The 25,259-nt window shown below is 66.9% G+C and carries 28 protein-coding genes; 12 read left to right on the top strand and 16 right to left on the bottom strand.

What is annotated here, in order from left to right:
• Positions 1 to 88: 88 nt before the first annotated feature.
• Entirely contained in the window at positions 89 to 1,540 is a 1,452-nt protein-coding gene (locus C474_RS02620; protein ID WP_083861936.1) for a DUF389 domain-containing protein, read from the bottom strand.
• Positions 1,541 to 1,685: 145 nt separating this feature from the next.
• Between C474_RS02620 and C474_RS02615 the strand changes: the two genes are divergently transcribed.
• On the top strand, positions 1,686 to 3,116 hold the full coding sequence (locus tag C474_RS02615) for a TIGR00341 family protein (protein WP_008383654.1): 1,431 nt from the start codon (positions 1,686 to 1,688) through the stop codon (positions 3,114 to 3,116).
• A gap of 290 nt (positions 3,117 to 3,406) precedes the next feature.
• Positions 3,407 to 3,940: an Rrf2 family transcriptional regulator gene (locus C474_RS02610; RefSeq protein ID WP_008383653.1), complete on the top strand. Its 534-nt coding sequence runs from the start codon at positions 3,407 to 3,409 to the stop codon at positions 3,938 to 3,940.
• Between the two features lie 218 nt (positions 3,941 to 4,158).
• Here C474_RS02610 and C474_RS02605 read toward each other — a convergent pair whose 3' ends face one another.
• The 3 genes from C474_RS02605 to cdd all read right to left on the bottom strand — a co-directional run bounded on the left by C474_RS02605 (position 4,159) and on the right by cdd (position 6,772).
• Positions 4,159 to 5,343 carry an NAD(P)/FAD-dependent oxidoreductase gene (locus tag C474_RS02605; protein WP_008383652.1) on the bottom strand — a complete coding sequence of 395 codons (1,185 nt, stop codon included), beginning with the start codon at positions 5,341 to 5,343 and terminating at the stop codon, positions 4,159 to 4,161.
• A 153-nt stretch (positions 5,344 to 5,496) separates the two neighbouring features.
• A complete protein-coding gene (locus C474_RS02600) occupies positions 5,497 to 6,315 on the bottom strand; it encodes a nucleoside phosphorylase (protein WP_008383651.1) in 819 nt (272 codons plus the stop codon).
• A gap of 43 nt (positions 6,316 to 6,358) precedes the next feature.
• Positions 6,359 to 6,772, bottom strand: coding sequence for a cytidine deaminase (cdd, locus tag C474_RS02595; protein WP_008383648.1), 414 nt, complete (start codon positions 6,770 to 6,772; stop codon positions 6,359 to 6,361).
• A gap of 87 nt (positions 6,773 to 6,859) precedes the next feature.
• Here cdd and C474_RS02590 point away from each other — a divergent pair, with 87 nt between their 5' ends.
• Positions 6,860 to 7,159, top strand: a complete 300-nt coding sequence (locus C474_RS02590; protein ID WP_008383646.1) for a DUF7520 family protein — start codon at positions 6,860 to 6,862, stop codon at positions 7,157 to 7,159.
• A gap of 79 nt (positions 7,160 to 7,238) precedes the next feature.
• On the top strand, positions 7,239 to 7,526 hold the full coding sequence (locus C474_RS02585) for a hypothetical protein (RefSeq protein ID WP_008383644.1): 288 nt from the start codon (positions 7,239 to 7,241) through the stop codon (positions 7,524 to 7,526).
• Positions 7,527 to 7,550: 24 nt separating this feature from the next.
• Here C474_RS02585 and C474_RS02580 read toward each other — a convergent pair whose 3' ends face one another.
• Together C474_RS02580 and C474_RS02575 are read right to left on the bottom strand one after the other, a co-directional pair.
• Complete coding sequence (locus C474_RS02580) at positions 7,551 to 8,144, bottom strand: GNAT family N-acetyltransferase (protein WP_008383642.1); 594 nt, start codon at positions 8,142 to 8,144, stop codon at positions 7,551 to 7,553.
• A 41-nt stretch (positions 8,145 to 8,185) separates the two neighbouring features.
• On the bottom strand, positions 8,186 to 9,598 hold the full coding sequence (locus C474_RS02575; RefSeq protein ID WP_008383640.1) for a short-chain fatty acid transporter: 1,413 nt from the start codon (positions 9,596 to 9,598) through the stop codon (positions 8,186 to 8,188).
• Positions 9,599 to 9,742: 144 nt separating this feature from the next.
• Between C474_RS02575 and C474_RS02570 the strand changes: the two genes are divergently transcribed.
• Positions 9,743 to 11,743: an AMP-binding protein gene (locus C474_RS02570; protein ID WP_008383638.1), complete on the top strand. Its 2,001-nt coding sequence runs from the start codon at positions 9,743 to 9,745 to the stop codon at positions 11,741 to 11,743.
• 6 nt (positions 11,744 to 11,749) lie between these two features.
• Here the strand turns inward: C474_RS02570 and C474_RS02565 are convergent, their stop codons facing one another.
• Positions 11,750 to 12,487 (bottom strand): acyl-CoA synthetase family protein, encoded by a 738-nt coding sequence (locus C474_RS02565; RefSeq protein WP_008383636.1) that lies wholly within the window; start codon positions 12,485 to 12,487, stop codon positions 11,750 to 11,752.
• Between the two features lie 166 nt (positions 12,488 to 12,653).
• Here C474_RS02565 and C474_RS02560 point away from each other — a divergent pair, with 166 nt between their 5' ends.
• Positions 12,654 to 13,811: a glutathione-independent formaldehyde dehydrogenase gene (locus tag C474_RS02560; protein WP_008383635.1), complete on the top strand. Its 1,158-nt coding sequence runs from the start codon at positions 12,654 to 12,656 to the stop codon at positions 13,809 to 13,811.
• Positions 13,812 to 13,922: 111 nt separating this feature from the next.
• Here C474_RS02560 and C474_RS22495 read toward each other — a convergent pair whose 3' ends face one another.
• Positions 13,923 to 14,078, bottom strand: coding sequence for a hypothetical protein (locus tag C474_RS22495; protein WP_008383633.1), 156 nt, complete (start codon positions 14,076 to 14,078; stop codon positions 13,923 to 13,925).
• A gap of 119 nt (positions 14,079 to 14,197) precedes the next feature.
• On the opposite strand from C474_RS22495, the gene C474_RS22490 reads away from it, so the two are divergent.
• Complete coding sequence (locus C474_RS22490; protein ID WP_008383631.1) at positions 14,198 to 14,371, top strand: hypothetical protein; 174 nt, start codon at positions 14,198 to 14,200, stop codon at positions 14,369 to 14,371.
• Here the strand turns inward: C474_RS22490 and C474_RS02555 are convergent.
• The 6 genes from C474_RS02555 to C474_RS02530 all read right to left on the bottom strand — a co-directional run bounded on the left by C474_RS02555 (position 14,346) and on the right by C474_RS02530 (position 20,922).
• Positions 14,346 to 15,455: a CobW family GTP-binding protein gene (locus C474_RS02555; protein ID WP_008383629.1), complete on the bottom strand. Its 1,110-nt coding sequence runs from the start codon at positions 15,453 to 15,455 to the stop codon at positions 14,346 to 14,348. The genes C474_RS22490 and C474_RS02555 overlap by 26 nt on opposite strands.
• Positions 15,456 to 15,576: 121 nt before the next feature.
• Positions 15,577 to 15,897, bottom strand: a complete 321-nt coding sequence (locus tag C474_RS02550) for a cupin domain-containing protein (protein ID WP_008383627.1) — start codon at positions 15,895 to 15,897, stop codon at positions 15,577 to 15,579.
• Positions 15,898 to 16,019: 122 nt separating this feature from the next.
• The gene (dnaJ, locus tag C474_RS02545; RefSeq protein WP_008383625.1) at positions 16,020 to 17,195 is read right to left on the bottom strand and encodes a molecular chaperone DnaJ; all 1,176 of its coding nucleotides are present in this window, start codon (positions 17,193 to 17,195) and stop codon (positions 16,020 to 16,022) included.
• An 81-nt stretch (positions 17,196 to 17,276) separates the two neighbouring features.
• Positions 17,277 to 19,211: a molecular chaperone DnaK gene (gene dnaK, locus C474_RS02540; RefSeq protein ID WP_008383621.1), complete on the bottom strand. Its 1,935-nt coding sequence runs from the start codon at positions 19,209 to 19,211 to the stop codon at positions 17,277 to 17,279.
• A gap of 191 nt (positions 19,212 to 19,402) precedes the next feature.
• Entirely contained in the window at positions 19,403 to 20,134 is a 732-nt protein-coding gene (locus C474_RS02535) for an alpha/beta hydrolase (protein ID WP_049916663.1), read from the bottom strand.
• 104 nt (positions 20,135 to 20,238) lie between these two features.
• Positions 20,239 to 20,922, bottom strand: coding sequence for a nucleotide exchange factor GrpE (locus C474_RS02530; RefSeq protein WP_049916662.1), 684 nt, complete (start codon positions 20,920 to 20,922; stop codon positions 20,239 to 20,241).
• Between the two features lie 101 nt (positions 20,923 to 21,023).
• Here C474_RS02530 and C474_RS02525 point away from each other — a divergent pair, with 101 nt between their 5' ends.
• Positions 21,024 to 21,761, top strand: a complete 738-nt coding sequence (locus C474_RS02525; protein ID WP_008383616.1) for a hypothetical protein — start codon at positions 21,024 to 21,026, stop codon at positions 21,759 to 21,761.
• Positions 21,762 to 21,775: 14 nt separating this feature from the next.
• On the opposite strand, the gene C474_RS02520 is transcribed toward C474_RS02525, so the two are convergent.
• Entirely contained in the window at positions 21,776 to 22,516 is a 741-nt protein-coding gene (locus C474_RS02520) for a proteasome assembly chaperone family protein (protein WP_008383614.1), read from the bottom strand.
• A gap of 132 nt (positions 22,517 to 22,648) precedes the next feature.
• Here C474_RS02520 and C474_RS02515 point away from each other — a divergent pair, with 132 nt between their 5' ends.
• From C474_RS02515 to C474_RS02500, 4 genes are read left to right on the top strand one after another with little or no spacing between them, the layout of a single operon-like run.
• Complete coding sequence (locus tag C474_RS02515) at positions 22,649 to 23,587, top strand: RsmB/NOP family class I SAM-dependent RNA methyltransferase (protein WP_008383612.1); 939 nt, start codon at positions 22,649 to 22,651, stop codon at positions 23,585 to 23,587.
• Positions 23,584 to 24,138, top strand: coding sequence for a DUF7122 family protein (locus C474_RS02510; RefSeq protein ID WP_008383610.1), 555 nt, complete (start codon positions 23,584 to 23,586; stop codon positions 24,136 to 24,138). The genes C474_RS02515 and C474_RS02510 overlap by 4 nt, the downstream gene beginning before the upstream one ends.
• A 47-nt stretch (positions 24,139 to 24,185) precedes the next feature.
• Positions 24,186 to 24,440, top strand: coding sequence for a hypothetical protein (locus tag C474_RS02505; RefSeq protein ID WP_008383608.1), 255 nt, complete (start codon positions 24,186 to 24,188; stop codon positions 24,438 to 24,440).
• 16 nt (positions 24,441 to 24,456) lie between these two features.
• Complete coding sequence (locus tag C474_RS02500; protein ID WP_004978121.1) at positions 24,457 to 24,663, top strand: cold-shock protein; 207 nt, start codon at positions 24,457 to 24,459, stop codon at positions 24,661 to 24,663.
• A gap of 127 nt (positions 24,664 to 24,790) precedes the next feature.
• Here C474_RS02500 and C474_RS02495 read toward each other — a convergent pair whose 3' ends face one another.
• A complete protein-coding gene (locus C474_RS02495; protein ID WP_008383607.1) occupies positions 24,791 to 25,168 on the bottom strand; it encodes a hypothetical protein in 378 nt (125 codons plus the stop codon).
• Positions 25,169 to 25,259: the final 91 nt, after the last annotated feature.

Genomic DNA, 25,259 nt, shown 5'->3' with positions numbered 1-25,259 from the left:
TGCGGCGAGGGGACGGGTAGTGATTGCGGTTCGGGGACCGGTCGGGTCGGGGCCGAATCAGGCCGGCCCGAATCGGAACCGCGGCAGGTCAGGCGACTGCGAGGGGTGCGGGGTCGACCCGACCGGTCGCGTCGTCGGTCGCGTTGTCGGCCGTCTCGTCGGCGTCCTCGACCGTGCGACCGAACAGGCCGGCGACTCGGCGGTAGACGCCGGAGAGTCGGTCGGCGACGGGAGTCGACGAGTCCGCTTCGGCCGCGGCGCGCTGGTAGTCCTGCGTGTGGACCTCGACGGCGACGTTCTGCCCGGTTGCGTCCTGCACCTGCGCCTGCATGTCCGTGGCGAGGTCCGGATGACTCGTGTCGGCGTCGCTGACGACGGTCACGGTGACGCTCTCGGGGGAGGCGAAGACGCCGGGGTCGTCGTACTGCGCGCCGACGCCGACGAGTTCGAGACCCCGGTACTCCTCCTGTGCGAGCGTGGTCTGCACGCCCGCGTTCACGTCCTGTTCGAAGGCGAGATGCGAGTAGGTGGCCGCGCCGGTGGCCGCCGTGACGGCGACGAACCCGACGACGACGAGGGCGTACCCGGCCGTCCGGACGCTCGGTCCGAGGTCGCGCCACGTGCTGGCGACGACCGAGGAGCGGTAACCGAGGGCGACGAGGGCGAGATACGCGGCGATGTTGATGAACACGATGTTCATCAGGAGGAGGACGACGGCGCCGAGGACGAGAACGGGTTGTCCCCAGACGGTGCCGACGGCCGCCGCGGCGACGGACGGGACGATGGCGGCGGCGACGGCGACGCCCGCGATGGAGACGGGGAGGTCGGTCGCCAGCGCTAACGCGCCCGCCGCCCCCGCGGCGATGGCGATAGCGAGGGCCAACAGCGTCGGCGTGATGAAGAAGCCGACCTGTTCGACGCGCGAGACGGCGAGCGTGGACGGGACGAACAGCGTCCAGCGGACGGCGTAAGCGACGGCGACGGCGCTGACGGCGGCGACGACGAGACCGAGCGCCTGATCTTTGACGCTCTCGACGAGCATCGGTCGGTCGTCGATGACCGCGCCGACGGACGCAGACAGCGACGACCCGGCGAACGGCGCGATGACCATCGCGCCGACGATGACGATGGCCGAGTTCAACAGCAGACCGGCGGTGGCGAGCGTCGCCGAGAGCGCGGCGAACGCGAGATACGTCGCCCGACCGGGCGTCAGGTCCTCCGCGCGCTGTCGAATCTCGACGTGGGAGATGCCCCGGTTGCCCTTCGGCCCCTCGACGAACCGCTCTGCGAGGTGGTCGTTCACCGTCGACTCCGAGCGCTCGGAGTCGACGACGACCGTGTAGGCGTCCTCGTCGACGCCGTTGTCGTAGAGATACGCGAGGACGGGGTCGACGGCGCCGTCGGGAACGGGAATCTCGACGAACGCGCTGTCGACGCGTTCGGCGTCCGGGACGACGGCGTACGTCGCTCCCTCGCCGTCGAGAGCCGCGACGACCGAATCCCGCACGTCGTCGTCCACCCGGACACGAATAAGTCGCACGAGGGAGAGTCACCGGCGCGGAGGAATGAGCGTTCTGGCCGGGCGAGCGAACGTTCCGACCAACCGACAATCACCCGGCGGCGGCGAGTCGCGGGCGTTGCAACCGCCAGTACCCTCAAGATGGCGACGGCCGTGATTCGAGTCAATGCGGTTGATAAAGCTCCTCGTGAGCGAGGAGTCGCGGTCGACGGTTATCGACATCTTGGAGTCCGAAAACATCGACTTCGTCGTGACGAAGAACGCGACGGAGCGAGGGAACACGGCGTTGGTGGAGTTTCCGCTCCCCACGCAGGCCGTCGAGTACGTCATGGGCGAACTCCGCGACGCGGGCGTCGACGACCGGGAGTACACGATAATCGCCAGCGCGGAGACGGCGAAGACCCGGAACTACCACGAACTCGAAGACCGGTTCGTCGCGGGCGTCGAGGAGGACGACTCCGTCGCGCGCGAGGAGATTCGGGCGAAGGCGCTCGACATGCACCGGAACCCGCTGACGTACTACTCGCTGACGGTATTCAGCGCCCTCGTCGCCGCCGCCGGGTTGCTGATGGACTCGCCGGCCGTCGTCGTCGGCGCGATGGTCATCGCCCCGCAGGTCGGGTCGGCGCTCATCTCCGCCGTCGGCATCTCGCTGAACGACCGGCGGATGATACGGATGGGCTTCACCCAGCAACTGCTCGGGTTCGGCGCCGCCGTCGCGGGCGCATTCCTCCTCGGGATGACGCTGAAGTCCGGGCAGATAGTCACCTCGATGCTGGACGTCTCGACGGTCGGGCAGATTGCCAAACGTACCTCGCCGGGGTTCCTCTCGGTTCTGGTCGGCCTCTGTGCGGGGTCTGCGGGCGCGTTCGGGTTGGCGACGGCGCTACCCGTCTCGCTCGTGGGAGTCATGATAGCCGCGGCCCTCATCCCCGCCGCCGCCGCCGTCGGCATCGGCATCGCGTGGGGTCTTCCGAGCGTCGCCCTCGGGGCCGGCCTCCTCCTCGTCGTCAACGCCGTCGCCGTCAACGTCTCGGCGTTCTCGGTGCTGTGGTACCTCGGCTACCGCCCCGAGGCGTGGAACGGCGGGACGCGAGCGGCGATGGAAGAAAAGGATGGGGGGTCGTCGACGCAGATGGACGAGGGCGCCGGTGAGACGGTGAGCCGCGGCGTCCGGAAGTACGTCCCGGCGGCCGTCGCTCTCGCCTGCCTCCTCGCCGTACTCCTCAGCGCGGGCGGTCTCCTGTTCGGACAGATAGCGTTCGACAACGCCGCCAACGGCGCCGTCGAGGACGTGATGGAACAGCAGCGATACGACGAACTCGACCTCACGTCGGTCCGAACCGAAGTCGGGATGATCCGTCACGTCGGCGAGACGCCGGAGGTGAGCGTCGTCGTCACGCGCCCGGCGGACGAACCGTACCCGAGGTTGGCGGAGACGATTCGCCGACAGGTGCGACAGGAGACGGACCGCGACGTGCGCGTCTCCGTGGAGTTCATCGACGGGCAGAGCGCAGGGGTCGACGAGGAGCAGTCTGAGAACCTGCGGCGTCCCGGCAGTGCCCGCCGACTCGGTGCGTCCGCGGCGCCGATCTGAGACGGACTCGCGGACCGATTTTCCGGCGAGGACACGCTCGGGGTGCTCGCCGGTAAAAGACGACAACGATCCGCATGACACTCCGTTTCGGGTACCGGTACACGTTTGTCTCACGTACGAGGGAGAGAAACACGTAAACTCAAGACAGTCCGCCGCCGCCGCGACGAATCGCCCGCCGTAACCACGTTTTGTGAAAATAGTGCACAGGAACCGTCGAAAATCGTAGTACAGCGACCGGATTGTACCGTTCATCCATCGGATTTAAGGACGTATACGGCGAACGTTCTTCTATGTCATCAATCGAACTGACTTCTAGTCAGAAAACGATTCTGACGGCGTTAATCAACCTCTACCGTCAGTCAGAGGACGCCGTCAAAGGCGAGGACATCGCCGAAGAGGTGAACCGAAACCCCGGAACCATCCGAAACCAGATGCAGAGCCTGAAAGCGCTGCAACTGGTCGAAGGCGTTCCCGGACCGAAAGGCGGCTACAAGCCGACCGCGAACGCCTACGAGGCGCTGGACGTCGACCAGATGGACGAACCCGCCTTCGTCCCCCTGTTCCACGAGGGCGAGGCCGTCGAGGACGTCAACGTCGACGAGATAGACCTCTCCTCGGTCCACCACCCCGAACTCTGCCGCGCGGAGATTCACGTCCAGGGTTCGGTCCGCGACTTCCACGAGGGCGACGAGGTTCGCGTGGGTCCGACGCCCCTCTCGAAACTCGTCATCGAAGGCATCGTCGACGGCAAGGACGACACGAGTAACATCCTCATCCTCCGCATCGAAGACATGCGCGCCCCCGAGGGCGAGCCCTCTCACTAAATCCGTCCCGACACGCACTCGAACGAGTGCACCGTCCGGCGAATCGCCCCGCGGCCCCGATAGCGTCAGCCGTAACCACGCGTCCGTAACGTACCCGTCGCGGCCCCGAATCGATTCTCTCTGCGCTCGTCGCGTGAACATCCGAGAGCCTCGGCTTCCGGGGGAGCGTCCGGCACGCGAACGAAAAAGACCGAAAACGGAAGTTCAGTCGGCGGCGTTCAGAGGTCGTCCCACGCTTCGAGGGCGCGGCGGGGGGTCGTCACGTCGGCGATCCAGCGCGCGGCGATACCCTTCTTCAGCGTACGGGCGGCCGGGCCGCCGAACACGTTCGGGTAGACCTGGCCGACGACGGGAACCTTGACCGCGTGGGCGACGGCGTCCTCGCCGACGGAGATGACCGTTCCTTTGTCGTTGTGGTTCCACGTCTTCAGCGGCTGACCCTTCGTGGCGCGGGCGACGTTCTCGCCGGCGACCTCGGCGGCCTGCCAGGCGGCCTGCGCCGTCGGCGGCGCGATGGCGTCGTCGCCCTGTTCGACGAGGGCGGAGTCGCCGAGGGCGAACACGTCGTCGTCGCTCGTCTTGAAGTCCTGCTCGGCGAAGATACGGTTCGAGCGCTCGTCCTTGTCGAGTTTCGATTCGGCGACCTCCGGATGACCCGTGATGCCGCCAGTCCAGAGGAGCAGGTCGTAATCGAGTTCCTCGTCGTCCTCGCCGCCGCCGAGGTAGATGGTCTCCTCGTCGACCTCCGAGATGAAATCCCCCGTCAGAATCTCGATGTCGCGCGCTTCGAGGCGCTTGCGGAGCGCACCCTGCAGTTCGCGGTCGTTGCCGGGGAACACTTCGTCGAGGCCCTCCACGATGGTGATATCGAGGGGCGCGCGGTGGTCGTCGCGGTAGCCGGCTATCTCGCCGGCCGACTGGATGCCGGAGAGACCCGCTCCGCCGACGATTATCTTCGCGGGGTCGTCCTGGGAGGCCTCCTCGGCGGCCGCCTTGACCTCGCTGTGAATCTCGCGGGCGTCGTCGAGGCTCTTGAGTTCGAGGGAGTGCTCTTCGAGGCCGTCGATGCCGTAGAACGCCGTCGCGGAGCCGAGACAGACGAGGAGGTAGTCGTAGTCGACCTCGCCGTCTTCGAGTTCGACGACTTTCTCGTCGACGTCGACGTTCTCGACGTGGCCCTTGAGGAACTCCGTCTCGGGCTCTTTTATCTCGTCGACCGGGATGGCAATCTTCGACTCGACGCTCGGGTCGCGGATGCAGCGGTGGGCCTCGTGGAGGACGAGGTGGTAGTCGTTTTCGGAGACCCAGGTGAGTTCCGCGTCCGAATCGAGTTCTTCTTCGAGTCGTTTGACGGCGCCGGTACCCGCGTAGCCGGAACCGAGGACGACGACCTTCGTACTCATATGTGTGACTCTGCGTAGGCATCGGATAAAGGGGCTTTGGAACGTGATTCGAATCGAATCGACCGCCTGCGACGGGGTACGGAGAAAATTGCCGGAGATTCGTTCCCGGATAAAGCCCTCTCCGGCGAGTTCGGGTAAGGACGACAGCGAACGTCAGTCTAGCGACAAGCCGGCGTGCCAGCGGTCGACCCCCGCCTCGCGCTTGACCTCGTCCATCCGCGCCAGCAGGTGGACCGCGAGGCTGGCCGTCTCCACGGCGCGGGACTCCCCCTCGGTGCGGAACTCGCCCGTGACGCGGTTGGCGTAGACGGAGCACACTGCGCCGGCGCGGAGGCCGTAGACGTTCGCGACGGTGAGAAGCGTCGCCGCCTCCATCTCGATGTTCTTCACGTTCGCCTCGCGCAGGTCCTCGACGAGCGAGTCCGAACCGGCGGCGCGGAAGCCCTCGAACCCGGGGCGACCCTGCCCGGTGTAGAAGGAGTCGGCGCTCATCGTGAGGCCGACGTGGTAGTCGTATCCGAGTCGCTCTGCGGCGGCGACGAGGGCCGAGACGACTTCGTGGTCGGCGACGGCGGGGTAGTCCTCGCGGACGTACTCCTTGGAGGTTCCCTCCTGTCGGACCGCCCCCGAGGTGATGACCAGGTCGCCAACCTCCATCTCGGGTTGGATGGCGCCGCAGGACCCGACGCGGACGAGCGTGTCCGCCCCGACGCGGGCGAGTTCCTCGAGGGCGATGGCCGCCGACGGACCGCCGATGCCGGTGGAGGTGACGGATATCGACGTCCCCTCGTACGTCCCCGTCGCCGTGCGGTACTCGCGGTGATACGCCTTCTCCTCGGCGTCGTCCCACAGCGCGGTCACCTTGTCGACTCGCTCGGGGTTGCCGGGCAGGAGGACGCTGTCGGCCACGTCCTCGGGTCCGACTTCGATGTGGTACTGGACCTCGTCGTTGGGGTCCTCGCTGTCGTTCATGCCTCCAGTGTGTGGAGCGGGGTTGAAGTGCTTGTGCTTCCGTTCACTTTCGGTCGCGTTCGGCCGCCTCCAAGGTGTCCAAGGAGATGGTGTTCGGCAGGAGTTCCCCGAGGACGTACTCCGTCGTCTCCTCGCCGCCCTCGTCGCAAACCACGGGCAGGTCCTCCTCGCAGAACTCCGCGAGCGTCTGTCGGCACATGCCGCACGGGGTGACGCCGTCGCGGGCGCCCGAGGAGACGGCGAGGCGGTCGAACTCCCGGTGCCCGTTCTTTATCGCCTCCGCGATGGCGACTTCCTCGGCGTGGAGGCTGTTCGAGTAGTTCGCGTTCTCGATGTTACAGCCGACGAACACCTCACCGTCGGCCGTTCTGAGCGCCGCGCCGACGCGGTACTCGGAGTAGGGGACGTGGGCCTGTTCGAGGATTTCGCGGGCGCGTTCGACGAGTTCGTCGGGCATGGGGACCGAGTTTCCGCCACGGGCGTTTGTAGCTTGCCCTGCGAACCGAAGGGTAACGGACAAGCGTGCCGCCTCCTAACTCCCGGTGTGCCACCCGACTCCGACACCGCCGCGGAACCGACGCCGTCGACCGCGAAGGACGGAAACGGCCGGTCCATTCTGCTCGCCGTCGGCGTCACCGTCGTCGCCCTCTCGGGAGTGCTCGGCTTCTTCATCGGGACCAACGGGGCGGAGACCGTCCCCAGGTCGGCGCTGTTCGGCGGCCTGTTCGTCATCCCGACGACGCCGCTGTCGATGACCGCCTACGCCGTCACCCTCTCGACGCTGGTGCTTGTCGTCCTGTTCGGTCTCGTCGAACTCGCCTCGCGGATGGAAGGCGACCGCTGAGACGGGACGAAGGAAGGCGAAAGAAGTCGGAGGCGCGGAGAGGCGCGGCGCTTTTACCGGTGGGCGACCGACGGCGACCATGCGCAGTTCCGCTACCGCCTCCGCCGACGACGAGGGCGAGGAGGCGGCGTTGGACGAGGAGTTCGACCCGGACGCCCCTTTGCAACCCGACGCGGGGGGACGGAACCGAAAGCGCGCCGTCCTCGCCGTCCTGCCGTTCCTCGGCATCGGACTCATGTGCGTTCTGTTGCTCCTCGGCTGGGGGCTCGAACCGCTCTGGGCGTTCGCCATCCTCCCGCCCATCCTCTTTTGCAGCGCCCTCGCCTACATCGTCTTCAGTTCGGACTTCCTCGAAGACCGGACCTGAAGGCCGAACGGAACGGGCGTTTCCCTACCGACTGGTGTCGTACTTGTACGTCGTCTTCTCGGGGTCGATGCCGAAGTCCTCGGCCGTCTCCTCTATCGCCACCTCGCCCGGGTCGGGTTCGTCGGCGGGGGTCGCCCGCTTGAACCGGTCGCGGTACGCCTCGGGCATCTCGAACGCGTCGGGTCGGAGCTGCATGGCGATGGCGTCGTCGCCGCGTTCCGCCCGGACCGCATCGAGGCGTTCGCGAAGCGTCTCGGGGAGGGCGTCGCCGTCGACCGGTTCGAAGCCGAACGTGAGGAAGTAGTCCGGTTCGACGGTGAACGTGTAGACGCGGTCGAACCCGGCGTCGCCAGCCTCCGCGACCAGTCGCTCGACGACGTGCGCGCCGACGCCCTGTCCGCGCCAGGCGTCGAGGGTGAGGACGAAAGCGAGTTCGCAGAACTCCGCTTCGTCCGTCTGGTGGACGCGGACGCGGCCGAATCCCGCCTTGGCGCCGCTCTCCTCGTCGAGAGCGATGACGTAGTCGCGGGAACGGAACGCCGGGTCTTCGAGCCCCGACTCCTCGATGCGGTCGAGCAACCAAACCTCGTCTCGGTTCTTGGCGTCCCGTACGTACATGGACGCGAGTACGACGCCGCTCCGAAAAGAAGTTGCGGGGTTCAGTACGGGATGAAGATGAGACCCACCGCCAGAAACGGGATGAGAAGGAGCATCATCGTCACGCCGTAGCCGAACATGTCGCGGGCGCGCATCCCCGTGATGCCCAGAAGGGGGAGCGCCCAGAACGGTTGCAGGAGGTTGGTGTGGGCGTCGCCGACGGCGTAGGCGACGGTGGCCTGCCCGGCGGGCACGCCGAGTTCGTTCGCCGCCTGCAGCACGGTGGTGCCGATAACCGTCCACTCGCCGCCGCCGGAGGGGACGAACACGTTGACGACGGCGGCGGTCATCCACGCGACGGCGGGGAACGTCGCCTCCGTCGACAGCGACACCATCGCCTCGGCCATCGTCGAGGAGAGCCCCGAGTTGTTCATCATGCCGATGATACCCGCATAGAGGGGGAACTGGAGGACGATGCCGCCCGTCGAGGTGATGGCGTCGTAGAACTGCTCTTGGTAGGCCTTCGGCCGGGTGTACAGCGCGAGGCCGAGAAAGAGAAAGAGGAAGTTGACGAGGTTGAGGTTCAGCGCCGAGAGGCCCTGCATCGCGAACGTGTAGACGGTGAAGACGACGCCCGTGAGGGCGATGACGCCGCCGACGAGGCGGCTCTGATTTATCTTCTCGCCCACGGTGGTCGGCTTCGAGTCGGCGTCCGCCCCGGTGGCGTCGCCGCCGTCGCCGGCCGCGCCGAACAGTTCCGATTCGGGGACGTACTCGGTTATCGGTTGGGCGTTCGCGCGTTCGGGAGCGAGGAGGTAGAGCACGATGGAGGTGTAGACGATACCCGTGACGACGAGCGTCAGCGTGTACGCGTGGAACACCGTCTCCGAGGTGGGGATGAGTCCGTCGACGATACCCTGCTCGATGAAGACGTTACCGGGGGTGTTCATCAGGAGGGGCGCGGACCCGGCGAGGCCCCAGTGCCACGTCAGCCCCATGCCCATATAGCCGGCGAGACAGAGCAGGGGGTAGTGGACGCGCAGGTCCGTCTTCGCGGCCTGTCGGCCCATCTCGCGGGCCATCACCGCGCCGACGATGAGGCCGAGGCCCCAGTGGACCCACGCGACGGTCATAGAGATGACGCCCACGAGGACGACGGCCTGCTTGCCGTCGTTCGGGAGCGAGGTCAGCCACTCGATGCCGCGGCGAACGAGGGGGTGGTACGCGAGGGCGTAGCCGGTGACGAGGATGAGAACCATCTGCATGGCGAACCCGAGGAGCACCCAGAAGCCGTCGTACCAGTAGCCCACGAGGGCGAACGGGCTCGTCCCCTCGACGACGACGGCCCCGACGAAGACGACGTAGCTCAGTAGTATCGCGAACAGGAACGGACTCGGCATCACCCGTTCGACGACGCTCGACATCCGGGCGCCGAAGCGCTGAATCGGCGACCCGCCCGTAGAGTCTGTCGACATAACGCGAAAACGGTTATCCGAGACTCAAATGAACGTTCCGGATGGATTCGGGTATGACCTCGCTTCGCTCCGTCGCTCGCCGACCCGGATTCGAACTATCGTTCGGGGAAGTTACTTCAGCGGACGCGACGATGTCCGGACGTGATGGAGGTACCCGACACGGACGAAGTCGTCCACGAACCGTCGCGGGAGTTCGTGGAGTCGACGAACGTCCACGCGTTCATGCGGGAGTACGGTATTTCGGACTACGAGGAACTGATACGGCGGACCTGCGAGGACGTCGAAGGCGTCGAGGAATCGGGCGTCGAGTGGTTCTGGGACGAACTCGTCGACTACCTCGGCGTCGAGTTCTACAGCGACTACGACGTCGTCCGGGACGACGCGGACGGTCCGCAGTTCTCCGATTGGTACCCCGGCGGGACGGTGAACGTCGCGCACAACGCCGTCGACAGACACGGCGCGCCCGACGCGGAGAACCGGAACAAGGCGGCGCTCATCTGGGAGGGCGAACCCGGCGACGAGCGAACGGTCACCTACCACGACCTCCGCCGGGAGTCGAATCAGGTGGCGAACCTACTGGAGTCGTACGGAATCGAGACGGGCGACACCGTCGGCCTGTACATGCCGATGGTTCCCGAAGTCGTTTCCATCCTCTACGGCTGTCTGAAGGTCGGGGCCATCGCCGTCCCCATCTTCTCGGGGTTCGGCGTGGACGCGACGGCGACGCGCATCGAGGACTCCGGGTGTTCGGTGCTGTTCACGGCGGACGGCTTCTACCGCCGCGGGAGCGAAGTGACGCTGAAGGAGTCGGCCGACCGAGCCATAAAGCAGGCGGGACAGGTCGAGCACACGGTCGTCTACGACCGCATCGGACTGGAAGCGAGCGAGGAGCGGTCCATCACGTGGACTCCGCGCGACGAGTGGTGGGCGGAGACGGTCGGCGAGGCCGACGACGAGTACGAGACGAAGGAACTCCCCTCCGCGCAGGAGTCGATGCTGCTGTACTCCTCGGGGACGACGGGGACGCCGAAGGGCATCGTCCACACCCACGCCGGCCTCCAGATGCAGACGGCCAAAGAGATATTCTTCGGCTTCGACCACAAGCCCTCCGACCGGTTCTTCTGGGTATCGGACATCGGGTGGATGATGGGGCCGTGGACCCTGATCGGGAATCACACGTTCGGCGGGACGGTGTTCATGTACGAGGGCGCGCCGGACCACCCCGAACCCGACCGCTTCTGGGAGATGATAGAGCGGCACGGCCTCACCGTGTTCGGCATCTCGCCCACCGCCGTCCGCGCCCTGCGGAAGTACGACGACGAGTGGGTGGACCGACACGACCTCTCGACGCTCCGACTGCTCGGGTCGACCGGCGAACCGTGGGACCCCGAGTCGTGGATGTGGTTCTACGAGCGCGTCGGCGGCGGCGAGGCGCCCATCATGAACATCTCCGGCGGCACCGAGATATGCGGCTGCTTCCTCATGCCGATGCCGAACCAGCCGCTCAAGCCGTGTAGCCTGGGCGGGCCGGGCCTCGGGATGAGCGTCGACATCGTGGACGAATCGGGCGAGAGCATCGCCGACACGCACGAACGTGGCTTCCTCGTCGCCCGCGACTCCTGTCCGTCGATGACCAAGAGCCTCTGGAGCGGCGACGAGCGCTACTTAGAGGAGTACTGGTCGACCTTCGAGAACATGTGGAACCACGGCGACTGGGCGCAAAAGGACGAAGACGGCTTCTGGTTCCTCCACGGCCGCGCGGACGACGCGCTGAACGTTGCGGGCCGGAAGGTCGGCCCCGCCGAGATAGAGGGCGTCCTCATCGAACACGAGGCCGTGAACCAGGCGGCCGCCGTCGGCGTCGACGACGACACCACCGGCACCGCCGTCGTCGCCTACGTCGTCCTCGAAGACGGCTTTGAACCGGGCGACGCCCTCCGCGAGGAACTGCGCGAACTCGTCGGCGAGGAGCAGGGCAAACCGTTCCGCCCGCGTGAACTCCTGTTCGTCGGCGAGTTCCCGAAGACGCAGTCGGGGAAGATAATCCGGCGCGCCATCGCCGCGGTCCACGAGGACGAGGACCCCGGCGACCTCTCCAGCATCGAGAATCCCGACTCGCTGGAGGAGATTCGAGGCGCCCGGTAGCGGCCCTCAGAGCGCGTCTTCGGGGGCCACCGATCGTCCCTCCGGCCCCTCGCCGACGGCTACGTCGCCGACGGTGTCCGGGCCGGGGAAGACGACCACCGCGCCGACGAGAATCGGCGCGACGAGACCCGCGACGACGGTTCCCGGCCGCTCCAGCGAGTCGCGGACGACAACCTCCTCGCCCGCCTGGATACCCGCTGCGTCGACCACCGAGGCGGCCGCGTCGAGCAGTTCTCCGTGGGAGTACGTCCGTCCGTCCGCCCGGAGCACCGCATCCTCGGGGGCGACGGTCGCCGGGTGGACCGCGGGGTTCTCGCTCCACACCTCCTGTTCCCAGTGGGTCGTCGACGGACGCTCCGGCGGGCCGCCGTAGACGGCGAGTTTGCGCCCCGGCGGGAGGTCGAACTCCGGTTCGCGTTCGACGCCGACGAGAGTCGCTCGCGGCGGATCCGCCGGGTCGAGGCGGAACGTCGTCGCCGCGCTCAACTGCGCCGCACCGTAGAGCGTCAACGCCGGTTCCGGCAGGGGATCGGGGGCGACGGCGACCGTCTCGCCGCCACGGACGCCGAGGTAGCGCAGGACGTTACCGGCCTTGTACGTCGTCGTCACGAAGTCGTAGTAGCTGTACGACCGACCGGCGTCGTCGGCCCGGAGGGCGGGCGCGGACGTCCGCCGGTCGCGGGCGACGAGGTCACCGAGGACGGCCGGGTCCGGCGGCCGCGAGGGCGGGGCGTCGGAAGTCACACCGGAGAGAGGGACCGCCTCGCAAAAGTCCCGTCGTCGCGGAGTCCGTCGGTTTCTCGAACTGTCGCTGTGTGTCGTGCCACCAACTATCGTGACAGTCGCCATTGTGTATGAAATGACATAATACCGATCGAACCGCAGTACGGAGTGGTGACATAAATTGTCGATGCGAGCCGTGGTCTATCAAGGACCACACGAGGTGGCGGTCGAAGACGTGGACGAACCGGAGCTAGAACATCCGAACGACATCATCGTCGACATCACGACGACGGCAATCTGCGGGTCGGACCTCCACATGTACGAGGGACGGACCGACGCCGACCCCGGCATCGTCTTCGGGCACGAGAACATGGGAGTCATCGAGGAGGTCGGCGAGGGCGTCAGTTCCCTCGAGGTGGGCGACCGGGTCGTCCTCCCGTTCAACGTGGCCTGCGGGTTCTGTGAGAACTGCGAGAACGGAAAGACCGGGTTCTGTACGAACGTCAACCCCGGATTTGCCGGCGGGGCCTACGGCTACGTCGCCATGGGACCCTACAAGGGCGGGCAGGCCGAGAAGCTCAGAGTACCGTACGCCGACTTCAACGCGCTGAAACTCCCCGAGGGCAACGAACACGAGGACTCCTTTGCGCTCCTCGCAGACATCTTCCCGACGGGGTGGCACGGCACCCGACTCGCCGACCTCCAACCCGGCGAGTCCATCGCTATCTACGGCGCCGGTCCGGTCGGCACCATGGCAGCCTACAGCGCGAAGATCCAGGGCGCCTCGGAGATATACATCGTCGACCGCGTCGAGAGCCGACTCGACCTCGCCGAGGAACACTGCGACGCGGTTCCGATCAACTTCGAGGAGGCCGACCCCGTCGAGCAGATAAAAGAACAGCACGGCGGCGGCGTCGACAAGGGCGTCGACGCGGTCGGTTATCAGGCGATCGACTCCGATAAGGAAGGTGACTCAGCGTACGACCCCGCCCGCGAGAACCCGGCGGTCGTGCTCAATAACCTCATCCACACCGTCCGTCCGACCGGCCAACTCGGCATCGTCGGCCTCTACGTCCCCTCCGACCCGGGCGCGCCCGACGCGATGGCCGGACAGGGTCGACTCGGCATCGACTTCGGGAAACTCTTCGAGAAGGGGCAGAAACTCGGCACCGGCCAGTGCGACGTGAAGTCCTACAACCGTCAGCTTCGCGACCTCATCATCGAGGGGAAGGCCGACCCCAGTTTCTACGTCTCCCACCGCGTGGGGATCGACGAAGCGCCCGAGATGTACGAGCGCTTCGACAACCGCGAAGAGGGCGTCACGAAGGTCCTCCTCGAACCGTAGCCTCTCGAGGGGTTGCGGTTTTACACCGCGTTTTTTCGCCGACGGTCCATCGAGCGAGCCACCGGTCCGACGACCGCCGGGGGGCGAGTCACGACGCGTCAACGCCGAATCTCAGGCCCGCATCCACGCCGTCGGGTGCTCCTCGCGCAGGTGGTCGTGGTACATCTCGACCATCTCGGGGTAGGAGGCGGCGAGGGCCTCCCACCGGCAGTGCTCACAGTGGCCCGTCACGGAAGTACGGCGGCCCGGGCGCGTCCGTTCGCTCATGGCTTCGAGGAGTTCCGACCGGAGATAGCTCTTCGGGTGGAATTGTCAGCCTCGGCGGTGAGCGTCGGCGATCGGTGCGAGCAACAATTATGTGAGTTCCGCGCGTCCGAAACGATACGATGTGCATCTACTGCACGCTGATGTACGACGACGGCTGGAGCGGACTGCTCGAGTACGACGACGTGTATCAGGAGGCGCAGGCGGCCGCGAGAGAGCGGGAGTCCAACTACGGCTTCGAGGAGTCGTGGGACGAACTCAGAGAGCAGGTCACGCCCGCGGGAACGGGTCGCTGACGGCGTTCCCGTCCGCATCGGCGTCCGCCATCTCCTCGTCGGTACAGAGACAGCCGTCCAACTGCGCTCGAATCGCCTCTTCCTCGATGTCGGTACCGATGAACACGAGCCTCGTCGCCGGGTCGTCGTCGTCGCGCCACTGTCCGATGGGGCCGGCCGTCACCGACGGGCCGGCGCGGTTCAGCCCCATCACCGTCTCCGGCCGCGTCGAGAGGAGGAAAAAGCCCTTCGCGCGGTAGACGCCGGAGGGCCACTCGTCCATCCAGGCCTCGAAGCGTTCGGGGTGGAACGGACGTTCGGACTCATAGCAGAACGAGGAGACGCCGTGGTCGTTCCCCTCGTGGTGGTCGTGGTCCTCGTGGTCTTCCTCGTCGTGCGCCTCGGCGAGGCGTTGCTTCCACCCCGCGGAGCGCTTGACGGCGTCGAAGTCGAACAGGCCGGTATCGAGCACCGCCTCCGGGGCGACGTCGGCGCGGGTCGTCCGGTGGAGGTCGGCCCGGGGTTGGAGTTCCCGGACGATGCCCTCGATGGTCTCCAAGGCGTCGTCGGGGACGAGGTCGCACTTGTTCAGGAGGAGCACGTCGCAGAATTCCGCTTGGTCCACGAGCACGTCGGCGAGTTCGCGGCCGGCGTCGGCGTCCTCGCGCGGACGCTCCGTCTCGGGGTCGAACTCCCTCCAGAAGCCGTAGGCGTCGAGGACGGACACCATCGTGTCGAGGCGGTAGCGCTCGGCGACCGCCTCGTCCTCCAGAAACGTCCGCGCGATGGGGAGGGGTTCGCTGATACCCGAGGCCTCGACGAGCAGGCAGTCGAACGTCCGCTCCTCGGCGAGGCGGACCACCTCGGTCGTCAGGTCGTCTCTGAGCCGACAGCAGACGCACCCGTTCGTCAACTCGATCACGTCGCCGTCGTCGGACCCCGCGACCAGTCGGGCGTCGACGTTGACCTCGCCCATGTCGTTGACGAGGACGGCGACGTCGTGGTCCGTCTGCTCCTCTAAGACGCGATTCACGAGCGTCGTCTTACCCGCGCCGAGCGTCCCGCTGACGATCGTCACGGGTATCTCGCCGTCGCCGAGAGTCATCACCACGAGTAGAAGAAGCGAGGCGAGATAACGTTCCGGAACCGTCGGCTTCGAAGAACTGCGGGACCGAAACGGCGCGCGGTCGTCGGAGGGAACCCAAACGACCCCGCGGCGTCGCCGTCTACGGCGCGCCGGCGACGACGAGTCTGCTCTCTTCGGACCCGTTCTCCAGTTTTCGGCTCGCGTCGGGCGAGACGCGCACGGCGTCGCCGGGTTCGAGGTCGACCGATTCGTCGTCGACGTGGAGCGTCGCCGCCCCCTCGACGAGGTAGTACACCTCCTCGTGGTCCTCGTCAGCGTGGTCGTGTTCCATGCCGGTCCAGTCAGGATCCGCCTCGACGACGGTGAGACCGAGTTTCTCGGCGGCGAGTTCCTCGCGCAGGAAGTACATTCCGTCAGCCTTCTCGTCCCCGTCGCGGTAGTTGGCTTTGGTGTGCGACATCCGCCAATAGCTACGGGTGACAGACGTATGCAACTACTGGCACCGGAGAGGCGGTCGGGTATCGATTCCGTCGGCGGAGAGATGAAAACCGAGAGGAGCGAGGAGGGGGGAGAAAAGACCGGTTACAGCGAGTTCTTGATCTTCTCGAAGAAGCCCTCTTTCACGTCGACCTCCTCGCCGCCGGCCTCCGCGAACGCTTCGAGGGCCTCTCGCTGCTCTTTGTTCAGGTCCTCGGGCGTCACGACCTGCACCTGCACGTGGATGTCGCCGCTGCCCCGACCGCGGAGGTGCGGCATTCCCTCGCCGCGGACGCGGAACGACTCGCCGCTCTGCGTCCCCTTCGGAACCTCGAACTCCGTCGTCCCCGTGACGGTCGGAATCTCCACCGTCGCGCCGAAGACGGCCTGCGGGAAGGAGACGGCAAGGTTGTGATACAGGTCGTCGCCGTCGCGTTCGAAGGCGTCGTGCTCTTCGATGGACACCTCGATGAGGAGGTCGCCGTTCGGCCCGCCGTTCTCGCCGGGCGCCCCCTCCCGTTCCATGCGGAGCGACTGGCCGTCGCGGATGCCGGCCGGGATGGTGACCGTCAGCGTCGCCTCCTCGCGGACGACGCCGTCGCCGTTACACCGCGAACAGGCCTCGCTGTACGTCTCGCCCTCGCCGCCGCAGCGGCGACAGGTCTGCGTCTGTTGGACGCGACCGAGGGGCGTGTCGCGGACGGTGGTGGTCTGGCCCTGCCCGTTACACTCCGGGCAGGTGTTCACGTCGGCGTCCGGCGGGTGGCCCGCGCCGTCGCACTCCGGACAGCGCTCGGGTCGCGTGACGGTGAACTGCTTTTCGACCCCCTCGTAGGCCTCTTCGAGGGTCAGATCGACGCGCGTGCGGAGGTTCTGTCCCTGCCGCGGACGGTTACGGCTCTGGCCGCCCTGTCCGCCCGCGCCGCCGCCGAAGAACTGGTTGAAGATGTCCTCGAAGGGGTTGCCCTGGCCACCTTGGCCGCCCATCCCTCCCATTCCGCCCATGCCACCCATCCCGCCGGCGCCCGCGCCGCCGCCGGTTCCGCCGCGCTTCTCGGCCTGCTCGAAGCGGTCGTGGCCCATCTGGTCGTACTGCCGGCGAGTCTGTTCGTCGGTCAGCACCTCCTTAGCCTTCTTCACCTTCTTGAACTTCTCCTCGGCGTCGGGTTCGTCGGAGACGTCGGGGTGATACTGTGTGGCCTTCTCGCGGTAGGCCTTCTTGATCTCGTCCTCGGACGCGTCGCGCGATACGCCGAGCACGTCGTAGAAGTCCTCGCTCATTCGTTGTCTGGGTTACTCGGTTGAACTACTTCAAAAGAACGGGTCGGCGGCGACAGAATTCGAACTCGAAGGGTCGAGGAGTCAGTTGGCGTTTTCGTCCGAGTCGTCCGAATCGTCCACGTCCTCGAAGTCGGCGTCGACGTACTCGTCGTCGTCGCCGTCGGGACCGGCACCTTCGCCGCCCATTCCGCCCATGCCACCCATCCCGCCGGCACCGCCCGGTCCGGCGCCGCCGGGTCCGGCGCCGCCGCCGGCCTGGGCCTGTTGGGCCTGCCCTTCGTACATCTGCTTGCCGATCTCCTGCAGTTCCTTCGAGAGCGCCTCGGTCGCGGTTTCGAGGTCCTCCTTCGTCGCGTCCTCGTCTTCGAGGGTCTCCTCGACGTCCTCGACGGCCGCCTCGATGTCGGCGCGCAGGTCGTCGTCGACCTGCTCTTCGTTCTCATCGAGGAGCGTCTCGGCGCGCTGGACGGCGCTCTCGGCCTCGTTGCGGGCCTCGATGCGCTCGCGGCGCTCTTGGTCCTCTTCGGCGTGCTGCTCGGCCTCGTCCTGCATCTGCTCGATCTGCTCGTCGGAGAGACCCGCGCCGCCCTCGATGGTGACGGACTCGGCGTTACCGGAGCCCTTGTCCTCGGCTTCGACGGTGACGATGCCGTTCTCGTCGATGCTGAACGTGACCTCTATCTGCGGCGTGCCGGCGGGGGCCGGCGGGATGCCGTTCAGTTGGAACTCGCCGAGCATGTCGTTCTCCTCGGCGATCTCGCGTTCGCCCTGGAAGACGCGCACCTGCACGGACGTCTGGTTCGCCGCGGCCGTGGTGAATATCTTCGACTCCTCGGTGGGGATGGTGGTGTTCTTCTCGATGAGTCGCTCGAACAGACCGCCCTTCACCTCGATGCCGAGGCTGAGCGGCGTCACGTCGAGCAGGACGATGTCGTCGACCTCGCCGCCGAGCACGCCGCCCTGAATCGCGGCGCCGAGAGCGACGGCCTCGTCGGGGTTGACGTTCTTCTTCGGTTCGGAACCGAGTATCTCCTCGACTTTGTCGTGGACCTGCGGCATCCGCGTGGACCCGCCGACGAGAATAACCTCGTCGATGTCGTCCTTCGAGTAGCCGGCGTCTTCGAGCGCCTGCTCCGTCGGGCCGACGGTGCGGTCGATGAGGTCGGCGGTGAGCGACTCGAACTTCGCGCGCGTGAGTTTCTCTTCGAGGTGGACCGGACCGGAGTCCGTCGCCGTGATGAACGGCAGATTGATGGTCGTCTCCTTGCGCGAGGAGAGTTCGATTTTCGCCTCCTCGGCGGCGTCCTTCAGCCGCTGGAGCGCCTGTCGGTCCTCGCGGAGGTCGATGTTGTGGTTGTTCTGGAACTCGTCGGCCAGATAGTCGATGATGGCCTGGTCCCAATCGTCGCCGCCGAGGTCGTTGTCCCCGTTCGTGGCGACGACTTCGTAGACGCCCCCGCCGAGGTCCAGCACGCTCACGTCGAACGTCCCGCCCCCGAGGTCGTACACCATGACCGTCTGGTCGGAGTCGTCGTCGAGGCCGTACGCCATCGACGCGGCGGTCGGCTCGTTGATGATGCGCTCGACCTCGAAGCCGGCGATTTCGCCGGCGTCCTTCGTCGCCTGGCGCTGGCGGTCGTTGAAGTACGCCGGGACCGTGATGACGGCCTTCTCGACCTCGTCGCCGAGGTAGTCCTCGGCGTCGCGCTTTATCTTCTGGAGGATCATCGCCGAAAGCTGCTCCGGCGTGTACTCCTCGCCGTCGACGTCGACGGTGTACCCGTCTTCGCCCATGTGGCGCTTGATCGACCGGATGGTGTGGTCGGGGTTCTGAATCGCCTGGTTCTTCGCGGGCTTTCCGACGAGTCGCTCATCGTCCTCGGTGAACGCGACCACGGAGGGTGTGGTGCGGTCTCCCTCGGCGTTCACGATGATCTCGGGGTCGCCCCCCTCCATCACCGCGAATGCGCTGTTCGTGGTACCGAGGTCGATACCGAGAATCTTGTTGCTCGCCATCTTGACGGCAACTACTGGTCTAAATCGGTTAAAGGTTACTAGATGGGACCGTACCGGCTCTGCGGACGGGTCGCCGCCGTCTCCCGGTTTCGACTCCTCGGCTCGCGCCGCGTGGCCGGGTTTTTTATCGAACCGCAGTCAATCCCCGCGACCGTATCCCCAAGTCGGGCGAGACGCCAAACCAACCGCCCTCAGCGAATCGCGTTGACGCCCCCGTCGAGGGCGGCCAGCACGTCTTCGACCACCGCTTCCCGGCCCGACGAGGCAAAGAACTCGTGGCCGCCGTCGTACGGTCGGAGGTTCGCCGCGGGCGTCCGGTCGCCGATGGCGCGGACGCTGACGATGCGGTCCGACAGCGTGCAGAACACCGCGTCCGCGGGGTCGAACGGCGGCAGGCGCGCCTGCGCGTCGACGACGGTACGGAGGAACGCCGGCGAGACTCCGCGGGGTCCCGCCTCGAACTCGGCTTCGGGCTTCAGATTCCCGATGTCGGTCCGGTCGCGGTCCGGTTCGAACAGTCGCCGCGCCGTCGGGAGGCGCAGAAAGTACGGGAGGACGGCGGACTCGAACCCTCCGCCCGGCGCCATCCCCCACCACGGACTCAAGAAGACCTGCGGCGGGACGTCGACGACGGCGGCGAGGTGGGCGGCCACGAGTCCCCCGGTGCTGTGGCTCAACACCGCGTCGAACTCGCGGTCCTCGTAGTACGCCCGCACGGGGTCGAGATACTGGTCCTCGAAGTCCCACCCGTTCGTCGGGAGAGTGACGGCGTGGACGCGGTACTCGTCGGCGAGTCGGTCGAGGAGCCATGAGACGGGGTGGTGCCCGGGTTCGTTTCCCCATCCGAGAACGAACAGCAGGTCGTCGGGGCCGTCGCTCCCCTCGGACGCCGTTCGCCCGTCGCCGTGAACGGAGAAGCGAATTCGGGGCGTCTCGCGGAAGCGGTTGCGGAACGGGAGTCGCACGGGTGGACGTGGCGCGGGTCCGACAAAAGCGTACGCGAACCGGTCGTCCGTCGGCGGACCGCTTACTGCCCGTCGCCGGTACTGACGGTTACCTGCGCGGCGCGGATGACCTTCTCGCCCATCTCGTAGCCGGCCTGGTAGACGTCGGCGACGGTGCCCTCGGGTTGGTCGCTGTCGACGCGCATCATCACCTCGTGGCGCGTCGGGTCCACCGCCTCGCCGGGGTCGGGGTCGATGGTTCCCACGTCCTCGGAGGCGAGGATGCGGTCGAACTCCTCGAGGGTGGACTCGATGCCCGGCCGGATGTCGGCCTCCTCGTCCTGGTCGAGAGCGCGCACGAGGTTGTCGCGAACGGTGACGACGCGTTCGACGAAGTCCTCGGTCGCCGTCGCTCGGATCTGGTCCTGTCGCTTCTTCGCGCGCTTCTTGTAGTTCTGGAAGTCCGCCTGCGTCCGCTTGAGGCGGTTCTCCAACTCCTCGTTCTCCTCGTCGGCCTCGGCGAGTTCGGCCTCGAGTTCGTCGGCGCGTCCGCGGAGGGCGGCCACGTCCTCCGCGAGTTCCTCGTCGTACTCGGCGGCCCGGGCGACGAGCGGGTCCCCAGTCTGCCCGTTGGCGCTCGCGTTCGACGCCGCCTCCGCCTCGGAGTCCGTCGCTTCGGCCCCCGTCGCGGAGGCGTCGGTGGCCGACTGCTCTCTCTCCGCGTCGGCGGGGTCGCCGTCCGTCGGGTCGGACGCGTCTTCGGTCATGATTCGGGGAAGTACCTCGCCGGGCATAAGGGTTGTAGAATCGTCCGAACCGGGGCCCGCCGCCACAAAGCGTAATTCCGTCGCCGTTCGATACGAACTTTGTGACAGATAAACCAATCACTCGAAGTGTTGAATCCGTCTCCCGTCGGACGTTCCTCGCCGGTGTCGGCGCGACGACGGGTCTCGCCGCAGGCGTCGGAACTGCGGTCGGACAATCGACCGAAACCGAGACCGGAACCGGAACGTCGACGGGGACCGGAACCGACTCGGCGACCGACGGGCGGCGCGGGCTGATTCCCGCCTACGAGGAGTTCAGCGGCGAGCAGGAGTCCTATCGGAGCCAGTACCTCCTGATCAGCGACCCGACGGACGAGGAACCCCCGGAGGGCGCCGTCTCGAACTGCGGCGCCGCCGAGTGGAGCGCCGACCGGACGGCCACCTACGAGGTGTCCATCCTCGAAAAACTCGACCAGACCACGGAGGTCATCAAGGGGACGAACTTCTACACCCCGGGGTCGGGCGACTCGTTCGAGGTGGGGTCGACGTGGCAGATATTCGATGCGACGCGGTGCCAGGAACACATCGCCCTGACGCTGAGGCGGGTCGACCCCGAGGAGGAGGGTCTCCAGATAGACAACTCCGCGCAGACGAACGTCGAGGGCTCCCTCTCGGAGGACGAGGCCGTCGGCGAACCGAGCGAAGGGTCTCTCTCCGAGACCCAAGTCGGAAGCGAGACGGGGTCCCAGACCGGGACGAGCGCCGAATCGCCCGGATTCGGCGTCGCCGCGGGCGTGGCGGGCCTCCTGGGCGGGGCGGCGGCACACCTCCGGCGGGACTGAGGTGCCGGACGCCGCTACTGGTACATCCGGAGCGGTTGCGCCTGCGTGCTCTCCTCGTCGCCCTGCTGCATTCGCTGGGCGAGTTGCTCCTTCGCGTTCCGTATCTCCTCGGCGCGTTCGACGAGGTTGTCGACCGGCACCTCGAGTTCGGTGAGGGGTTCGACCCCGTCTTTGATGACGACGCGGGCCGCCTCCGGGTCGGGGAACTGCGGGTCGGATTCGACGACGAGACAGACCGCCCGCCGACCCTGTTCGACGGCGTCGTTCAGGAGCGCCCCCGTCGGTCCGGAGATGAGTCCCATCTCGTCCGGGAGGGCGATGTCGGCGTCGGCCGCGGCCGCCTCGCCGCCGCCGGTCCCGACGGCGTACAGACGCGGCACGTCGTCGTCCTTCTCGTGGGGGAGTCCCGAGATGAAGAGGGGCGTGACGGGCGTTTCGTCGAACCACCCGGCGAGGCACGTCGCGAGTTGCGAGGCGGCCTGCGGCGCGATGGGCACGTCGCTCTGGAGGACGAGCAGGTCGCGTTCCTCGTCGGCGTAGATGCGGACCGGCGTCGCAAGCGACGCGTCGCCCTCGTGGTAGACGGCGACCTTCGGAATGGCGTCGCAGTGGACGTTCGCGTAGTGGACCATGTCGAACGCCTCCACGAGGTGGTCGGCCGCTATCTTCCCGACCAACCCGATTCCGGGTAGCCCTTCCACCATCGTCGGTTCCGAGAGCGATACGTCGTCCTCGAGAACGGTTATCTCGGCCATGCAGGAGGTTGGCGCGGGAGGGACGTAAAACCGCGGCGGTGCCGGTCCCGCGCCCGCCAACGATTCGGCGCCGTCCCGTCTCCGACCGACGGTCCGAAACCCACAAGCGGTCCCCCCCGGTAGGGAAGGGCAATGAACCCCTTAGGGCGGTACGCACCGCTCGTGGACGACGAGGAGGCGTTTCTGTCGGCCTGCGACCGGCCGCTCCCGTCGGTCGTCCGCGTCAACACCATCAAGGCGACGGCCGAGCGCGCGCGGTCGGCTCTCGACGCCGAGGGCGTCGGCTACGAGGTCACCGACTGGCACCCCGGCATCCTGAAGCTGGACGAACGCGGCCCCGGAACGACGTGGCCGTACTTCCACGGGTGGCTACACGGACAGGAAGAGGTGTCTGCGCTCCCCGCTCTCGCCCTCGACCCCGAACCGGGCGAGGTGGTGTGGGACGCCTGCGCCGCCCCCGGCAGCAAGACGACGCAACTGGCGGACCTGATGGACGATACCGGCATACTCATCGGCAACGACAACAACCTCGGTCGCCTCTCGGCCCTCCGGCACAACGCCGAGCGACTCGGCGTGAGCAACCTCGTCGTGACGAATCAGGACGCGCGGAACTACTCGCTGAAGCCGTTCGGCGAGGATACCGACGACCCCCAGACGGTCGGCGCCTTCGACCGAGCGCTCGTCGACGCTCCCTGCTCCTGCGAGGGGACGATTCGGAAGAACCCCGACGCCTTGGACCGGTGGACGATGGACCACGTCCACAGCGTCGCTGGCATCCAGAAGGGCATTCTCCGCCGCGCGGTGCAGGCGACGCGGCCGGGCGGCACCGTCGTCTACTCGACGTGCACGTTCGCGCCCGAGGAGAACGAGGCCGTGTTGGACCACGCCATCGAGGAAGAGGACTGCGAGCTAGTCGAGTGGGACGCTCCGGAGAACTTCGAGACGGTCCCGGGTATCACCGAGTGGGAGGGCGAGGAGTACGACCCCGCCGTGGAACTCGCCCACCGCGTCTACCCCCACCACAACGACACGGGCGGGTTCTTCTGCGCGAAACTCGAGGTGACCGCATGAGCGACGACCGAAACGGAGCGAACGAAGCGAACGGGACGGACGAGAGAGAGAACGACGGCCAGCGGTTCGACCGCCTGCCGGCGACGGCCGACGAGCGAGTCGTCGCCGGGCGCCCCACCCGCGAGGAAGTCGTCGAGTGGTGGGCGGAGCGCTACGGCGTCCCCCCGGAGACGTGGGACGGACACACGTTCTGGGAGAAGGGGAAAGGGAAGATATGGGCGTTCGCGGGCGACCTCGTGAGTCCGAACCCCGTCGAGGGGCTCGGTCTTCGCATCCTCCGCGCCCGACAGGAACACTGGAAACCCTCGACGAACGCCGTCCAGCGGTTCTGCGGAGAAGCGACGAAAAACGTCGTCTTCCTCGACGGCGAGGAGGCCGACCGGTTCGTGCGCGGGGAGGACCAGGAACTCGAACGCTGGGACGGCGACTGGGGCTACCTCGTCGCCGCCCACGAGTTCGAGGGCGCGAGAGAATCCATCGGCGTCGGCCTCTACCTCCACGGCGAACTCCGCTCGACGGTTCCGAAGGGCCGGCAAGAGGACCTTTCGTAGGCGGCCCGACGCGAATATTTTACATCGTCTACCAGTCGCTCGCCGCCGTGCGTCGCCACCCGACGGCGACGTTCGGAATCATCGGCGGACTGTTCGCCCTCGCGTTCTTCCTCGCCGTCTCGACCCGGGAGCTGCTCTCCGGGACGTCCGTTCCGTCGGTCGGCGAGGCGATCATCGTCGTCGGCGGGTTCGCCGGCGGTTTCGCTCTTTTCGTCGGAGGTATAGCCGCTCACCCGCTCCGCGTGTATATAAAACGGGGGCCATGGTACCGCGACGCTCGGAAGGGTTATCAGTCCCCGTAGTCAACGTTTGGTTGCAATGGCACACGGGAAAGTTGATTTCTTCAACGACACTGGCGGCTACGGTTTCATCTCGACTGACGACGGCGACCTCGACGACGACGAAGACGTCTTCTTCCACATGGAAGACGTCGGCGGAGAGGACCTGACGGAAGGTACTGAGGTCGAATTCGACATCGAGTCCTCGCCGAAGGGGCCTCGCGCGGCGAACGTCGTCCGGCAGTAATACCGAGACACACTCGTCGCTCACAGCGACAAACAGTACTCTCGATTTTTTCAGACGATTATCCGCTCCAGCGAAGCCTATCCGTTCGCTTCAGAGACGCCGACACCGAACGGCTTCGGACGGGAAACTACCGTTGGTCGACACACTCGCCAGCGACTTCGACAGCCTCGTCGGTCACGCGGACGGTCCCGTCGAAGAGCCGGCACGTTCCGGCGTCCCAGGCGAGTTGCCCGCTGAAGTCGTCGCCGGAGACGGTCACCTCGCGCCGTCCCTCTCTGCCGACGACCGCCTCGAAGGCGCGACTGACCCCGGGTTCGAGCGTGTCCGACTCCTCCGTGTAGGTCGTTCCGTCCGCACCGACCACCACAACTTGGACCGTCACCGGGTCAGTGCGGTCGTTCCGGACGGTGAGGTCGAGGCGACTGTTCTCCTCGTTCCCGAACCGCCCCGTACAACCCGCCAGGGACCCGGTCGCTGCAAGGGCGATGAAGTGACGACGGTTCACAGTTTCTTCACGGTGCGGACGACGGTTAAAATCCAGTTTCGGCCGATTCGGCACCCGCTATCCGAATCGACCGTCTAGACGAGCGGTCAAC

Origin of the sequence: Halogeometricum pallidum JCM 14848 (assembly GCF_000337095.1) — an archaeon.
Taxonomy (GTDB): domain Archaea; phylum Halobacteriota; class Halobacteria; order Halobacteriales; family Haloferacaceae; genus Halogeometricum; species Halogeometricum pallidum.
This window is presented reverse-complemented; position numbering and strand designations above follow the sequence as displayed.